Below are 15601 nucleotides of genomic sequence, written 5' to 3' on the forward strand. Positions count from 1 at the left end.
TTATTATTATTATTATTATTATTATTATTATTATTATTATTATTATTATTATTATTATACAATTTTTTATAAAAATATAGTCTTATACTATCCATAATATTTAAACAAAACTTCTGAACTATAGATATACTGTAGCTCTTAAAATTTTTTCAAATCTTTAATAATTCCCCCACATTCATACTAATATTCACATTTTTTGTGCAATTAAATTTTGAATTGATAGAATACACTATAAATACCAATGTTATCATTAGAAAAAATATTTTTTTTCTAGTATAATAAAGTTAGTAATGGGGTAGAATAAAATTAAGAAAAATTATAATTAATACAAACAAGGGGGAGAACATAATGGAGGAACGACATAAAAACATAAAACCAACTTATGATTTAGTAGTAAAAAAAGTATTTCGTAACGAAGAAGTGGCGCTACAATTTATAAAAGATATTTTCGAATTACCCGCAAAAAGTGCAAAGCTTATAGAAGGAAATCAAATATTCACAGCAAACAGCAATGTAGACTCTGATTTCAATATAGCTGTAGACATTCTAGTGGAATTAGATAACCATGCACAGGTAATTATCGAAGTGCAACTCGCCAAGCAGGTATTCTTTATTAACAGAATCTGGGCATATTTATGTAAGCAAGTAAATGACAATATTGAGAGATTAAAACAAAACGAAAAAGAGCAGCTCGCTATTTATAAAAAATTGCCACCGGTGTATGTAGCAGCTATCGTCGATCAAAACTACTTTGAAGGCGACGAAGCTATAAGTACTTTTTTAATCAAAGAAGAAACTAGAAACACAGAACTTAAAATGCATGTGGATAATGACACTAAAGAAATGCCGTTATTAAAAATTGTATTTTTAGAACTGAAAAAATATAAAGAAAACTTAAACAATGATTATAAAAAAATAAGATGGCTGGAATTTTTCGGGAACAAACAGTACACAAGCGCACCCGATGATGTACTTGTCCAAGCCGATAATTTATTAAATCTTAGAAACTGGACTAAGGAGGAAAAACGTATGTATGATCAAATGACAAGACAACAAGACCACTACTGGGCATCGTATATGTATGCACAGGAAGAAGGACGTGCAGCAGGACACGCTGATGGTATGGCTGCCGGTCTCGCAGAAGGACGTGCTGAAGGACGCGCTGAAGGACACGCTGAAGGACTGAAGTTAGGAATTGAAAAAGGTATTGAACAAGGTCGCGTTGCTGGCAGAGAGGAAGGAATTGAACAAGGAATTGAGCAAGGAAGAATAACAGTAATAGTAAACTTAGTAAAAGAAGGGATTATAACAAAAGAGTTAGGAGCACAAAAATTAAATCTAACCGAGCAGGAGTTGGAAGAGTATCTGTAACAACCACAGTAAATCAATATAGCAATTTATAAACAAGTGGAATGATTAAAAAGAACTAAATTTTATCAAAGTGTATATAATAACTTATAGACTCAGTGGTTTATTAATATCTAAATATGCTTTATAAAAGCTTTTCAGATATATCTAACAAGCTTTGAGGGAAGACTCAACAAAATCGATTTCTATGAAATCACGATTTTGAGTCTCCCCTCTTTTCTTCTTTATTTAAAATTTAAGTTTTTATGTTATAGCTTATCCTATAGATCCTTCCATCTCAAATGAAATTAATCTGTTTAATTCAACAGCATATTCCATAGGAAGTTCTTTTGTAAATGGTTCGATGAATCCCATAACTATCATTTCAGTAGCTTGTCCTTCATCAAGACCTCTACTCATTAAGTAGAATAGTTGTTCTTCTGAAACTTTAGATACTTTTGCTTCATGCTCTAGTGATACGTTAGAGTTTTTAACAATATTATAAGGAATAGTATCTGAAGTTGAGTATTCATCTAAGATTAAAGTATCACATTCAATATTTGAACGAGAACCTTCAGAGTTTTTACCAAAGTGAATCCATCCACGGTAGTTAACTTTTCCGCCTCGACGAGACATTGATTTAGAAACAACAGTAGAAGATGTTCTAGGTGCTAAATGAATCATCTTAGACCCTGCATCAAGTACTTGCCCTTCACTAGCCATAGCGATAGATAGTGTACTTCCACTTGCTCCTTCACCAACTAATATACAAGCTGGGTATTTCATTGTTAATTTAGAACCTAAGTTTCCATCAACCCATTCCATAGTACCATTTTTCTCAACAATCGCACGCTTAGTAACTAAGTTATAAACGTTCGTTGACCAGTTTTGAATAGTTGTATATCTGAAACGAGCATTTTCTTTGATAAAAATTTCTACTACAGCAGCATGTAGTGAACTTGCTGAGTAAGTTGGAGCTGTGCATCCTTCTACGTAGTGTAGAGAAGAGTTTTTCTCAATAATAATTAAAGTACGTTCAAACTGCCCCATTTTTTCACTGTTAATTCTGAAGTATGCTTGAAGCGGTGCTTCTACTGATACATTCTCTGGACAGTAGATAAATGATCCACCTGACCACACTGCTGAGTTTAATGCAGCAAATTTATTGTCATTGAAATCAACGGCTTTCGAGAAATATTCTTTGAAGATTTCTTCATGATTTTTTAATGCTGTATCTGTATCTTCGAAGATAATTCCTTTTTCTTCAAATTGTTTATGCATATTGTGATAAACTACCTCTGACTCATATTGTGCAGATACACCTGCAAGGTATTTTTGTTCCGCTTCTGGAATACCAAGTTTTTCAAAAGTATTTTTAATTTCTTGTGGTACTTCGTCCCATGAACGTTCTGTTTTTTCTGATGGTTTTACATAGTATGTTAAATCCTCAAAATCAATTTCAGATAAGTCTCCACCCCATGTAGGCATTGGCATTCTGTAGAACTCTTTTAATGCATTTAGACGGTATTCTAACATCCACTTAGGTTCTTCTTTTCTTTCAGAAATTGTTTTAACGATTTCTTTTGTTAATCCTTTATCAGTTTTGAATATAGATACATCTTTATCTGAAAATCCATACTGATAATCGGTAAACATTTCTTCATTTTTATTCAATGCAATCACTCCTTTTTCTATTTATTTTCTTCTAAAATTTTTTCTGTAATTTTCCATGCTAAAGTAGCACACTTAACCCTAGCTGGGAGTTGAGAAATATTTTGTAATGAAATACTATCTTCTAAGTTTTCTTCATTAAATTCATTTCCCATAATCATATTTAAAAAGTCTTTAATCTTGGCATTAGCTTTTTCTACTGATAAACCTTTTAATTCCTCAGTTAACATAGAAGCTGAAGCTAGTGAAATTGAACAACCTGTTCCTACGAATTTTATATCTTCGATAATATCATCTACTAATTTCATACTAACAGTTATTTTATCTCCACAAGACGGATTCAACATCTCCAACTTATAGCTACTCTCTATTTCCCCATTATTTCTAGGATGCTTACTATGATCTAAGATTACTTGTTTATATAAACTTTTTAAATCACTAAAACTCATTTTCAAAAAACTCCTTCGTTTCTTTTAATGTTTGAATAAAGAAATCTATCTCTTCTTTCGTATTATATAAATATAGACTCGCTCTAGCTACTGAGAATGTATCTAGCTTTCCTAATAATAGTTGAGTACACTGATGCCCTGCTCTTATGCAAATACCTTTAGCATCTAGAAAACTTGTTAAATCATGAGGGTGAACTCCTACCAAATTAAAAGTTACTAGTGAAACTCTATCATCTATATTTTTCGTTCCATAAATCTCTACATTATCTATTTTAGAAAGTTCAGAATACATGTATCTAGTAAGTTCTTTAGTGTACTTTTCAATATTTTCTAAACCGATACTATTCAAATACTTAATAGCTTCTCCTAATCCTGCTGCTTGTGCAAGCAGTGGTGTTCCCGCTTCAAACTTATCAGGAAGAATTGCCCATGTTGCTGAATTATCTTCAACGATACCAATCATTCCTCCACCGAATTCAACCGGATCAAATTTTTCTAATAGGTTTTTTTTACCATATAGTACTCCAATACCAGTAGGACCGCACATCTTATGCGCACTAAAGGCCAAAAAGTCACAGTTCATTTTTTGAACATCAATCTTTAAATGAGGAACGGATTGCGCTGCATCTACTACAAAATAAATATCCTTATCTTTTAATAAATCTCCAATTTCATAAACAGGGTTTATATTACCTAGTACATTAGAAGCATGGCACATTGATACAATTTTTGTTTTATCTGTAATAAATTCTTCTAATTGTTCAATACTAATTTTTCCTTCTTCATCTAATTCTAAATATTTAAGAACAAGATTTTTTCGTTTAGCTAGTTGCTGCCAAGGGATAATATTAGCATGGTGTTCCATGTAGGTAAGGATAATTTCATCACCTTCAGTTACATCTTGTTCTAAAATTCTTGCTGCAAAATTTAAACTTTCCGTAGTTCCACTAGTATAGATTACTTCTTCATAACTACTTGCGTTTATAAATTCTTTTACTAACTCTTTAGACTCTTCGTATATTTTCTCTGATTCATTACCTAAGGTATAAACAGACCTATGAATATTTGAATTATAATTTTTATAGTAATCTGTAATAGCATCAATCACTTGATTAGGTTTTTGAGTAGTAGCTCCATTATCAAAAAATATCAAATCATTTCCTGATATCTTTCTATTTAATATAGGAAAGTCTTCTCTATATTTACTAAAATCTATCATTATTACTCACTCTCGTTATTGTTAATTTTTTCATCAATAAGCACTGTTACAAGTTCTTTAATTTTATCTACTGTTAACTCTGAGATTACTGGAGATAGGAATCCATGAACTAATAATCTACTAGATTCTTTTCTAGTTAATCCTCTACTTTGTAAGTAGTATAATTGCTCTTCATCAATACGTCCTAGCGATGCACCGTGACCAGCCATAACATCATTTTCATCGATTAATAGCATTGGATTTGCATCTGCTTTTGCTTCTGAAGAAAGTGTCAACATTCTTGAACTTTGGTAAGCATTAGAACCTGTCGCACCTTTTACGATAAATCCTACACCGTTAAATACGATATGTGATCTATCTAATAGTACACCGTGTTGTAAAATATCACCTTTACTACTTAAGCCTTGGTTAACTACTTCACTATTGAAGTAAGTTTTTTGTTCTTTAACTCCTAGAGTTACAATCTTAAGATTTGCTTCAGAACCATCCCCTAGAATGTTTGTAGTATTATCGTGATACACGTCTGCCTCATCCATTGCAGCAACATTCCAGTTTATTAATGAATCTCTATAAGTTAAACCACGACGTAAAATAGTTCCACGTTTTTCACCTGGTTGGTTCGTAATTGAACTATAGTTAACTTGAGCTCCTTCATGTGCAACTACTTCAGATACTAAACTGAATGGTGCCTTATCCTCTTTTTGATTATTTACGTAGTTTTCAATAAAGTTGAATTTTGCATTATTTCCAACCTGAATAGTTACATGGTTGAATAAACTTTGTTCTTTATCAGAAATCACGATATATTGAAGCGGTTCTTCAATTACAGCATTATCCTTAACATCAATAAATAATCCAGCATTTAATAGTGTATAGTGAACAGCTGTTACTTTACTTTCAGCATAGTCAACAACACTCATAAAACTATCTTTAATATGATCATCATTCATTGCAGTAAAAATATCTTTAATAGCAACTTTATCAGCATATTTTTCTGGAATATTAATATGTACAATAGTATTGTTCTTTTGAACTACAGCAAAATCATCGCTATTAATACCATATTCAGCTATATCTACATTTCCTTCATTTTCTAATCTTAGAGTTGAAAAATCAACATTAAATAAGTTCCATCTTTCTAACTCCATAGACTCTAATTTTGGAAAAGGTAACGTATAACTCTTATATAAAGCTAATTTTCTAGTATTTAAAAACCAAGCGGGTTCATTTGTATTAGAAAAGATGCTTTGTAAAGTTTTAATACTTAGTTTTAATTTATTATTCTCCATATTAAACCTCTTCTTTTAACCAGTCATAACCTTCTTTTTCTAAACGAAGTGCTAGTTCAGGTCCACCTGATTTTACGATTTTCCCATCCATAAGTACGTGTACAAAATCTGGCTCAATATAATCTAATAATCTTTGGTAGTGAGTGATAATTAAGCAACCGAAGTTTTCTCCACGCATTTTATTAACACCTTTTGATACGATTTTTAGAGCATCGATGTCTAATCCAGAATCGATCTCATCTAGAATAGCAAATTTAGGTTCTATCATCATCATTTGTAATATTTCGTTACGTTTCTTTTCTCCTCCAGAGAAACCATCATTTACATAACGTTGAGACATTTTTAGATCCATTTCTAAAAATTCCATAGTCTTATCTAATTTTTTAATATATTGCATTAAAGGAATACTATCTTCACGTTGCGCATTAATTGCAGATTTAATAAATTCTGAAGTTGGTACTCCTGGTACTTCAGATGGATATTGCATTGCTAGGAATAGACCAGCACGAGCTCTTTCGTCTACTTCCATTTCTAATACTTCTTCACCATCTAATAAAATACTTCCACCATCTACTTCATATTTTGGGTGACCCATAATTGCTGATGCTAAAGTAGATTTACCTGCACCATTTGGTCCCATTACGGCATGTATCTCACCAGATTTAATTTCTAAATTTAGTCCTTTTAATATTTGTTTTTCATTAATTGATACTTCTAAATTTTTTATATCAAGAACTGACATTTTGTTTCCTCCATCTTTTATATTTATTACGATTAAATCATATAAAACATTAATTATCGCAAATTACATAAGTATTATTATAAAGGTTTTCAAATGTTTTATCAAATTATTGGTTCGAACGTTCTTTAGTTATACACTCCTGTTTATAAAAAAATAAATCCTCAAATTTCATTTGAAATTCAAGGATTTATCTATATAATTTATTTTGAAAATTCCCACATTGCTACTATTTCAGTTTTTAATTCGTCATAAGACCATTTTTTTAGTGTTCTTGTATAGCTATTTGGATCATTAATTATAAATTTCCCTTCGTTATCTACTCCTGTTATTAAAACAATATGTCCAACAGTTGTAAACTTACCTGGATGTACAGAGGCGATAATTGGATTTCCTTTACTTAATGCAGATTTCATAGTTTCTTCATTAAGTGGTACATCAGTTGATTTAACTCCGTATTCTTTAGCAATATAATCGAAGAAACTCCATTTTGTACCTGCATCTGTAAAGTATCCACTAGCATCTTCTTTTTCTGCAATATTTTTTGGTGTAATTGATTTATCATCTAATATTCCACTTAGCGCCATCGCTACACAAGTTGGTCCACAACCACCTATTGCTATATTTGTCCCACCTAATTTATCATAACCCCAACGTTTATCCCATTGGATATAGTAAGGAAACTTCCTATTAACTTCAACAGTTTCTCCTTGCTCAAACGGTGCTGCTTGTTGACCAGCAAGATAACCAAGTATATATTGAGTAGCATCTTTATTATTAACTAGTAACTTTTGTTCTGCTTCTGGAAGATTCTCTCTTTGTAAGTAAATTAATTGTCCTATAAGACTACCATTAGCATTTTGAAGTAAATTATTTTCAACTCCATTTTGATTGGTAATAAATGGATAAGGTTGCGTTACCCCCATTATACCATCTCTTGCATTAGCTACATTTTCTGTTTTTAACACATTTGTGCTCTTATTTTCATCTTTTAAAATTTTATTAAACCAAGCAATCTTATTATTTTGTATAACGTAAAGTACAACAGTACATAGAATAATAAACACTATTGTCATTATTTCAATTCTTTTTCTTTTCATTATTTCTCTCCTTTATTTACTCTTTAATACTAAAATAACCCCTACAAAAATAACTATAATATATCCGATTAAACTTTGCAAGTCTGGTAACTCACTAAAAAATAAAAATCCTAAGATCCCTGAAAATAATACTTGAGAATAATCGAAAACAGAAATATTCTTAGCAGCTGCATACTTATAAGCAAATGTTACTCCATACTGTCCTATCGTAGCGGAAGCACCAGCTAAAATCAGCATAGATAATTGATACATCGTCATCATGCGATAATCAAAAATTAAATAAGGTAATAATAATATTGTTGATAATGATGAGAAGAAGAAAATTATAAACTCTCCTGAGACATTATGCGTACCTAAATACCTTACGCAAGTATAAGCAATCCCTGAACAAAACGCCCCTAAGAGTGCAGCTAGAGCTCCTGTACTTATTAATCCATCACCTGTAGGTTTTATAATAAATCCTACACCTATAAATGCAATAATAACCGCTAAAAGTTGAAACATTGTCATTCTTTCTTTAAAGAAAAAATAAGATAGTATAATTATTACAAATGGTGAAAGTTTTTGTATAATCGTAGAATCTGCTAGACTAATGTGTGAAATTGCATAAAAGTTAAATACTAAGCCTATTGTCCCAAAAATACTTCTTGAGATTAAAATACTCCAAGAAACTTTATTATTAGGTAAACTTATATTTTTCCAGTGTTTTATTAAAGGTATTGACGAAATTCCAACAGCTATAATATTTCTAAAAAAACCTTTCTGCATAGATGGTAAATCTCCAGATAATTTGATGAATAACGCCATCAATGAAAAACCGAATCCCGACATTATTATACAAAATATTCCCATTAGTATATTATTCTTTTTATCCATAATTAAACTCCAATATATTAAATATTTGAACAATTGTATTTTCAATATTTTGTTTTGAAATGTGTTTATCCATTGCTATATTCAATGGCGTAAATTTTCTTTGAATTGAAAACGATGCATTAATTAATTTTTTATCATCTTCATTTAATTCAGATAATTCATCATCTAAAATACTACCCGCTAAAAAAATAACTTTTTTATTAAATCGTTTTGCTATTCTTGCAATTTCGATTGGAGCTTTTCCCATATAGCTCTGTTTATCTAATTTACCTTCTCCAGTAATAACAACATCTACATCTCGAATAATTTTCTCTAACTCTAGATAATTAATCATAAACTCAGATTCTGACTGTATAGTAGCGTTACAAAAAGACATAAAAGCATAACCTAATCCGCCAGCAGCGCCGCTACCTTCGATGAAAGTGTTATTTTTTCCAGTAGCTAAATTAACTTTATTGGAAAATTTTTCAATATATTTATCAACTTCTGCGAATTTATTCTCATCAAGCCCCTTTTGTTTTGAAAATATATAAGTTGCTCCATTATTTCCTATCAATGGATTGCTAACGTCACTTATGATACTAAACCTCGCTTTAGTTAATTTAGAATTAATATTTTTAATATCAATATCATCTATTTTTCTTAAATCACTAATACCATGTTTACACAAGTGTCCTTTTTCATCTATAAATTTAATACCTAATTCACTTAACATTCCTATTCCACAGTCATTTGTCGCACTTCCACCAAGACCTATAATAAAATGTTCTATCCCTTTTTCTAGAAGAAATACAATTAACTTTCCTAAACCTATTGTTGTAGTTTTAAATGGATCTTTTTGTTCATCTTTTAATTGTTTTATCCCTATTACTTCTGCTACCTCAATAACCGCTTCTTTTCTCTCTTCATTCAAAAGATAATTCACATCACATTCTTGTAACGCTGCATTAACCGTTCTAAATTTATTATTTGTAAACCCCTTAAATAATGTTAGAAATCCATCACCTCCATCAGCAACTACTTGAGTATATGTGATAATATTCTTATAGTTATTATTAAGTTTATTGGAAATAATTTTTCCTATTTCTGCTGATGATAATGAGCCCTTAAACTCATTAACTGCTACTAATACTTTCATTAATTTTCAACTCCGCTTACATTAAATTTATAATCTTTTAGTTAATTTTACCATTAAACTAACTTTAATAAAAGTTTAAAATCCGAAAATAAAGTATAAAAACATTTTCATTGATAAAATTTACACAAATACTTTAAATTTATTATTTTTTTTAGTATAATAATTATGTAAAGTATTTTACTTTATGTTTAGGGTCAAAAATAGGTCTCAATTTTTTGATTATATCAAAAAAATACAGTATTAATTTGTCAACTGTAGAAGCAAACTACTTTTAGTTTTTACAATTAATAAGTAATCCTCATGTTTGTGCCAGTAATCTACAGCCAACATTTTAAAATATATTAGTTTATGAGCAACCTATTCCCTAAAGTTAAACTAATATTTATACTGTAAAAAACCACGAAGTTTACCCCTAAACTTTCGTGGTTTTTACCTTTTCATATTTTATTACATAATAAATCCGGGGCATGGAAAAAATCCAGTCTCGAATTTTTACTTTTATAAACAAAATCACCATAGATTGGAAATATCCATCTACAGTGATTTTGTTTTAATCTGTCGTAAACTATTTTTCTCTTTTTAATAAATAATTTGCAAAATCTTCTAGTAAATTATTATTAAGGCGTTTTGCCACATTAATGGCGTTAAGTGTATGTTTTTTAAGTAATTCTTCACATTCCTCAATGCCATAAAAACTAAGATAAGTAATCATATCTTCATCACTTGGTAATTTTCCTATTTTTTCAAAGTCTCCATAGTAATCCAGAATATCATCTTTTATTTGATAAGCAATACCTAATTGTTGTCCAAATTCTTTAATATCATTATATTCATCAAGTTTATCCGCTACTAAACATGCGAAGTCCATAGGTAACTCAATTAAACGCCCTGTTTTTAAACTATGCATCCTTCTTAAATAGTCTGCATCTACATCATAATTTTTTTGCTTCACATCATATACTTGTCCAGCAATCATCCCCATCGCACCTGAATAATTAGCAAATTGTTTAATTAATCTAACCTTCAATTCTGGTTTAACATCTGCATCACTAAGAACTTCAAATGCTAAAGTTAACATTGCATCACCCGTTAGTACTGCAATATCTTGACCAAATACCTTATGATTCGTAAGTTTCCCCCATCGATAATCATCATTATCCATTTCAGGTAAATCATCATGGACTAACGAATATGTATGAACTAACTCAATAGCTAATGCAATATCAAAATATTTGCTGTAGTCCACTCCGTAATACTTAAGCAAATATAAAAATGAGAGTGGTCTAATCTTTTTCCCATCGTTAACTAAAGAATATCGAATAGATTCTTTTAATAAATCAGGCATATCCAATTTTTCAAGGTATTCTTTAGCATAAGTATTTAATTTGGTTTTATTTTCTTCTATGAAACTTTTAAAATTATTCATTTTCTTTGAAATCCTTAGTTAATTTAACTACTTCTTTTTCCGCTTTATCTATTAGCTTATTACAATGTTTTATTAAATCTATTCCATTTTTGTAGCGTTCTAATGAATCTTCTAATGATAATTGCCCTGACTCTAATTCAGCAACAATTTTTTCTAAATTCATTAAACTTGTTTCGAAATTTTCTTTAATCATTACTTAACTCCTTTACCGGATATATTGTTCACTTTACATTCTAGACTACCATCGATTAACTGAACTGATATCTCATCTCCTACCTTAACTTCTTTAACAGATGTTAACTTTTTATCATCAAGAAATGATACCGAATATCCTTTCTTCATAATATTTAACGGTGAGTTTGCTTCTAAACGATTAAGCTCTTGAGTAAAACTTTCTTTAAATCTTGCTAATAAATCAAAATTAATAAACTTTTCCGAAGAATTTATTAGTTGCTGTTTTCTATCTTTTAACAACAACTGTATAGATTTATTAAGATCTTTTTCAAACATTTCAACAGTCTTTTTATACTCAATATGAACTCTAGAATAATTTTTGAAATATGGATTATTTTCGCTATTATTTATTCTATTCTTATATGTTTGAATAATATAGCTAATAGTATTATTTAATTTATCAAGATTAAATTCTATTCTATTTTTTATATCTTCTATATTCGGCGTCACTAATTCTGCTGCCGCAGTCGGTGTTGAAGCCCGCTTGTCAGATACGAAATCCGCTAGTGTCGTATCGGTTTCATGTCCAATTCCAGTAACAATAGGAGTCTTACAATTAAATATAGCTCTAATAACTTCTTCAGTATTAAAACTCCATAAATCTTCTATTGATCCCCCACCACGACCTAAAATTATTACATCATTAGTTCCATCATCAGCTAGTTTAATATTTTTAACAATATCTTGGACTGAATTTTCTCCTTGAACCAAAGTCGAATAAATATTAATTTTTGCGATGGGGAAACGTCTTTGAATCGTTCTTGTAATATCTTGGACTGCTGCTCCTGTTTTAGCAGTAACTACTGCAATATTTTGACAAAAACTTGGTATTTGTTTTTTATATTGCGGCAAGAAAAGTCCTTCTTTTTCAAGCTTTTCTTTCAACTCTAAAAATTTCTGATAAAGTTCTCCTATTCTATCTTTTTTCATATCTGAAACTAGTAGATTGTGTTCTCCTCGAGGAAAATAATAATTAATCTTCGATTTAATTAGAACTGTATCTCCATCTTTAAAGTCTTTTGTTTTTGCTCCGAACCATACTGCATTTATTCTTGTATTTTCATCTTTTATAGAAAAATAGATATTATTGTTATTATGAAGTTTAAAATTAGATATCTCACCTTTAATATATATTTCTCCTAAGTATGGATCTAATAAAAATTTTCTCTCAATATATTTATTTAATGCTGTAACGGTTAGATATGTTCTTTCTCCCATCTAACTTAACCTCTTATTTTGTTGAGTTTTCTACGATTCCTTTTAATACTCCATTTATAAATTTATAACTTTCATCTTTTTCACTATATTTTTTTGAAAGTTCTACAGCTTCGTTAATTGAAACTTTATACGGAATATCGCTATATAGTATTTCATATGCAGAAATACGTAAAATCTGTCTATCCATTTTTGAAAGACGTTCTAATTTCCAATCTTTTAAATTTTTTGAAATTATTTCGTCAATCTCATCTTTTTTCTCTAATATTTCTGTTAATGTTTTGTTAACATAAATACTAGTAGAAATTTCCTCTTGTTCTAAATCTAGTAGTTCTATAAAATCTAATTCAGTATTTTCTACTTGAAATAAAATTTTAAAAACTGCTTCTCTAAGTTCGTGTCTGCTCTTCATTTATATCTCCTAAATTAAAAATCAATTCCTATAATATTTACATTGACAGTTTTAGTATTTATTTCTGTCATATTAAAAATAGAATTTCTAACGTTTTCTTGAATTTTTCTAGCTGTTTTAGTTACTGAATAACCTGCTTTTAAGTTACAGTATACATCAATGATTAGTTCCGCACCTGCAAATTCTAATTCAACTCCACGTGAATAAACTTTTTTTCCTAGTAATTTTGCTACACCCTCTACTTCTGTAGTTGCAATATTAGCTATTACTGCTAAGGCGCTTGGGTTAATTTCTACTTTTCCTAATTTTTTAGTTTCCATTTGAATTTCCTCCAAAATTATATTTAATATTAGCAATACATCTAATATTAAATTATTATTTGTCCATAATAATCTTATTAATTATACCATATTTTCAGGAAAAAAGGGAGAGATTACCTTAAAAATAGTTGTTGTCGAAAATACTATTTTATGTAGGTAATCCGTTCCTTATGATTCTCTGTAGTTTATCTGGAAAAAATAAAGTATAAAGTTCTCAATTAAATATAATGGGAGATTGTATAATCAAATTAGATACTAAAAAATAAAATAAAAAAACATAGCAAAAATCTGTTGTGAAAGTTTCAACCTAGATTATACTAAAGTTGTTGAACCATATATTAGATAAGTTGGTGTGTATTCTGATGATAATGGAGATAAAATATATAAATATAATATTAGATTTTACAAACCAAATAAAGAACACTTAGAAATGCCTAACCTTCACTCTTTAGAACATTTAATCACTGAACTAATCAGAAATCATCTTGATAATGTATTAGATTTTGGTCCAATGAGATACCAAACTGGTTTCTACCTATCAGTTATTAATAATGATAGGTACAAAGAAGTAGAAGAAGCACTTGCTAAAGCACTTGAAGATATTCTTGTTACTACTGAAGTACCAGCGTGTAACGAAGTACAATGCGGATGGGCAGCATCTCACGCTTTAGAAGGTGCTCAAATGGAAGCTAAAAAATTCTTAAAAAATGTTTTGAATGAAAAAACGTTTTTAGTAAATAATGAAAATACACTCTGGAGAATAATCTTTTGGATTAATCTTTAGAGTGTATTTTGCACTATAGTGGATTCTAATCTTTATCAACATTAACGTCTGAAATATTACAATTTCATAAATTCCAAAAATCTAAGTAATGTGGTGCTACCTAGATTTTTGGAATTTTTTGCTACTAAGAGCTTAACAAAGAGTCAGAATTGCTATTTAGAATTTTTTTATACAATACCTTTTTCAGCTTAATTAGACTCAGATACTATTGTTCAGGGAGTGACTCAAAAATCGCGATTTCGAAGAAATCGATTTTGTCGAGTCCCCCCCGCACAGGTTATTAGATATCTAAAAAGCTTTTATAAAGCGAATTTAGATATCAATAAACCACTGCGTCTATGAGTTTTCATATAAATCTTGCTAAAATTTAGGGCTTTTGGGTCAGCCTTATTTAGAATTAATCATCATATCCTATTCTACTAAGTGTCTCAAAAAATTGTTCTATAATTAACTCTTAAATATTTTCTATTTTTCTTTACGACGTTTTATAGCTGTTAATGCCATTCCAAACATTGCTAATCCTAGACCTGCTAGTCCTGTATTAGTTTCTGTTGCTCCTGTATTTGCAAGTCGTTTAACTTGTTGTTTTTCAGTTACCTTACCAGGTACAGCATTAGGAATTGTTGGTGCATTCGGCGTTGGTTTGTTAGGGTCTACCGGTGTTATTTTTTCAAACTTATGAACAGTAACACCATCTTTCGTTGTAGTGGTAATAAATCTATATCCAGGAATTTCACCTGATTCACGAGTACCAGGTTTTTCCGATTTAATTGGATTTCCATTTTCATCAAACCATACTGTAACTTTGTATTCAGGTTTGTCAACCGTTGGTGTTCCTTCAAAGTAGATGTGTATAATCTTGTTTCCTTCAAGGACACTTTCTAACCAAACGTAACTAGCAAATTTCTCTTTCTCATGAATACCTTTTTCAAGAGTTTTCAAGACATTTCCATTTACATCAATCCATTCTGTCGTTCCTTCAAATTTAGGTAAATCAAGGATATTCGGCATAACTCTAACAATTTTACTTTCTTTATTCTTATGTTTTGTTTGCGTATCTACATATGTTTTTGGTTCGATCTCTTTACTTGGAATATAAACAAGACCGTTTGTTGGATTGATTGTAACTCCTTTTGGAGCTTTTTCAATCATCCACGTACCATTATCTTTTTTAGTAACGATTGTTTCTTTTTCTGTGCTATTTCGTTTTGTAAATGTAATAGATAATGTATCTGCGTCTTTATTCGGTACTTCAACTTCCACAGTATTTCCACCTGAACGTTCCACAATTCTTGGTGTTGGTGGAATAACATTGATTCCTGTTTCAGGTTGTGGAGTCTCCGGTGTTTCTCCTGGTTTTGGTTGTGGAGTCTCTGGCGTTT

15 protein-coding genes and 1 pseudogene are annotated in these 15601 nt (G+C 30.0%); 2 read left to right on the forward strand and 14 right to left on the reverse strand.

Features of this window, described 5'->3' with window-relative positions:
* Positions 1-348: 348 nt before the first annotated feature.
* Positions 349-1371 (forward strand): PD-(D/E)XK nuclease family transposase, encoded by a 1023-nt coding sequence (locus ACO6OL_RS06415; RefSeq protein ID WP_485502542.1) that lies wholly within the window; start codon positions 349-351, stop codon positions 1369-1371.
* Positions 1372-1623: 252 nt separating this feature from the next.
* On the opposite strand, the gene sufB is transcribed toward ACO6OL_RS06415, so the two are convergent.
* From sufB to ACO6OL_RS06480, 13 genes are all read right to left on the reverse strand, one after another.
* The gene (gene sufB, locus ACO6OL_RS06420; protein WP_060914346.1) at positions 1624-3003 is read right to left on the reverse strand and encodes a Fe-S cluster assembly protein SufB; all 1380 of its coding nucleotides are present in this window, start codon (positions 3001-3003) and stop codon (positions 1624-1626) included.
* Positions 3004-3038: 35 nt separating this feature from the next.
* The gene (gene sufU / locus ACO6OL_RS06425; protein ID WP_314160725.1) at positions 3039-3467 is read right to left on the reverse strand and encodes a Fe-S cluster assembly sulfur transfer protein SufU; all 429 of its coding nucleotides are present in this window, start codon (positions 3465-3467) and stop codon (positions 3039-3041) included.
* A complete protein-coding gene (locus ACO6OL_RS06430; protein ID WP_485502552.1) occupies positions 3457-4683 on the reverse strand; it encodes an aminotransferase class V-fold PLP-dependent enzyme in 1227 nt (408 codons plus the stop codon). The genes sufU and ACO6OL_RS06430 overlap by 11 nt, the downstream gene beginning before the upstream one ends.
* A 5-nt stretch (positions 4684-4688) precedes the next feature.
* Complete coding sequence (sufD, locus tag ACO6OL_RS06435) at positions 4689-5975, reverse strand: Fe-S cluster assembly protein SufD (RefSeq protein ID WP_485502543.1); 1287 nt, start codon at positions 5973-5975, stop codon at positions 4689-4691.
* A gap of 1 nt (position 5976) precedes the next feature.
* Complete coding sequence (sufC, locus tag ACO6OL_RS06440) at positions 5977-6717, reverse strand: Fe-S cluster assembly ATPase SufC (protein WP_485502544.1); 741 nt, start codon at positions 6715-6717, stop codon at positions 5977-5979.
* A gap of 200 nt (positions 6718-6917) precedes the next feature.
* The gene (locus ACO6OL_RS06445; protein WP_485502545.1) at positions 6918-7814 is read right to left on the reverse strand and encodes a C39 family peptidase; all 897 of its coding nucleotides are present in this window, start codon (positions 7812-7814) and stop codon (positions 6918-6920) included.
* A 12-nt stretch (positions 7815-7826) separates the two neighbouring features.
* On the reverse strand, positions 7827-8690 hold the full coding sequence (locus ACO6OL_RS06450) for a DMT family transporter (RefSeq protein ID WP_485502546.1): 864 nt from the start codon (positions 8688-8690) through the stop codon (positions 7827-7829).
* Positions 8683-9828 carry a glycerate kinase gene (locus tag ACO6OL_RS06455; protein WP_485502547.1) on the reverse strand — a complete coding sequence of 382 codons (1146 nt, stop codon included), beginning with the start codon at positions 9826-9828 and terminating at the stop codon, positions 8683-8685. The genes ACO6OL_RS06450 and ACO6OL_RS06455 overlap by 8 nt, the downstream gene beginning before the upstream one ends.
* Before the next feature lie 565 nt (positions 9829-10393).
* Entirely contained in the window at positions 10394-11254 is an 861-nt protein-coding gene (locus tag ACO6OL_RS06460) for a polyprenyl synthetase family protein (RefSeq protein WP_485502548.1), read from the reverse strand.
* A complete protein-coding gene (gene xseB / locus ACO6OL_RS06465) occupies positions 11247-11447 on the reverse strand; it encodes an exodeoxyribonuclease VII small subunit (RefSeq protein WP_314397660.1) in 201 nt (66 codons plus the stop codon). The genes ACO6OL_RS06460 and xseB overlap by 8 nt, the downstream gene beginning before the upstream one ends.
* Positions 11447-12706: an exodeoxyribonuclease VII large subunit gene (xseA, locus tag ACO6OL_RS06470; RefSeq protein WP_485502549.1), complete on the reverse strand. Its 1260-nt coding sequence runs from the start codon at positions 12704-12706 to the stop codon at positions 11447-11449. Before xseA ends, xseB begins: the two co-directional genes overlap by 1 nt.
* A 13-nt stretch (positions 12707-12719) precedes the next feature.
* The gene (gene nusB, locus ACO6OL_RS06475; protein WP_314160717.1) at positions 12720-13115 is read right to left on the reverse strand and encodes a transcription antitermination factor NusB; all 396 of its coding nucleotides are present in this window, start codon (positions 13113-13115) and stop codon (positions 12720-12722) included.
* 14 nt (positions 13116-13129) lie between these two features.
* Positions 13130-13435 (reverse strand): Asp23/Gls24 family envelope stress response protein, encoded by a 306-nt coding sequence (locus ACO6OL_RS06480; RefSeq protein ID WP_485502550.1) that lies wholly within the window; start codon positions 13433-13435, stop codon positions 13130-13132.
* A 277-nt stretch (positions 13436-13712) separates the two neighbouring features.
* On the opposite strand from ACO6OL_RS06480, the pseudogene ACO6OL_RS06485 reads away from it, so the two are divergent.
* A pseudogene (locus tag ACO6OL_RS06485) lies at positions 13713-14176 on the forward strand (S-ribosylhomocysteine lyase).
* A gap of 508 nt (positions 14177-14684) precedes the next feature.
* Here the strand turns inward: ACO6OL_RS06485 and ACO6OL_RS06490 are convergent.
* On the reverse strand, positions 14685-15601 hold a 917-nt coding region (locus ACO6OL_RS06490; RefSeq protein ID WP_485502551.1), incomplete at its 5' end, for an LPXTG cell wall anchor domain-containing protein.

The organism is Gemella sp., assembly GCF_057272915.1.

Bases quoted from the DNA above. Each gene is read 5' to 3' on its own strand.
- ACO6OL_RS06415 (WP_485502542.1), top strand. From the start codon at position 349: ATGGAGGAACGACATAAAAACATAAAACCAACTTATGATTTAGTAGTA.
- sufB (WP_060914346.1), bottom strand. From the start codon at position 3,003: ATGTTTACCGATTATCAGTATGGATTTTCAGATAAAGATGTATCTATA.
- sufU (WP_314160725.1), bottom strand. From the start codon at position 3,467: ATGAGTTTTAGTGATTTAAAAAGTTTATATAAACAAGTAATCTTAGAT.
- sufD (WP_485502543.1), bottom strand. From the start codon at position 5,975: ATGGAGAATAATAAATTAAAACTAAGTATTAAAACTTTACAAAGCATC.
- sufC (WP_485502544.1), bottom strand. From the start codon at position 6,717: ATGTCAGTTCTTGATATAAAAAATTTAGAAGTATCAATTAATGAAAAA.
- ACO6OL_RS06445 (WP_485502545.1), bottom strand. From the start codon at position 7,814: ATGAAAAGAAAAAGAATTGAAATAATGACAATAGTGTTTATTATTCTA.
- ACO6OL_RS06450 (WP_485502546.1), bottom strand. From the start codon at position 8,690: ATGGATAAAAAGAATAATATACTAATGGGAATATTTTGTATAATAATG.
- ACO6OL_RS06455 (WP_485502547.1), bottom strand. From the start codon at position 9,828: ATGAAAGTATTAGTAGCAGTTAATGAGTTTAAGGGCTCATTATCATCA.
- ACO6OL_RS06460 (WP_485502548.1), bottom strand. From the start codon at position 11,254: ATGAATAATTTTAAAAGTTTCATAGAAGAAAATAAAACCAAATTAAAT.
- xseB (WP_314397660.1), bottom strand. From the start codon at position 11,447: ATGATTAAAGAAAATTTCGAAACAAGTTTAATGAATTTAGAAAAAATT.
- xseA (WP_485502549.1), bottom strand. From the start codon at position 12,706: ATGGGAGAAAGAACATATCTAACCGTTACAGCATTAAATAAATATATT.
- nusB (WP_314160717.1), bottom strand. From the start codon at position 13,115: ATGAAGAGCAGACACGAACTTAGAGAAGCAGTTTTTAAAATTTTATTT.
- ACO6OL_RS06480 (WP_485502550.1), bottom strand. From the start codon at position 13,435: ATGGAAACTAAAAAATTAGGAAAAGTAGAAATTAACCCAAGCGCCTTA.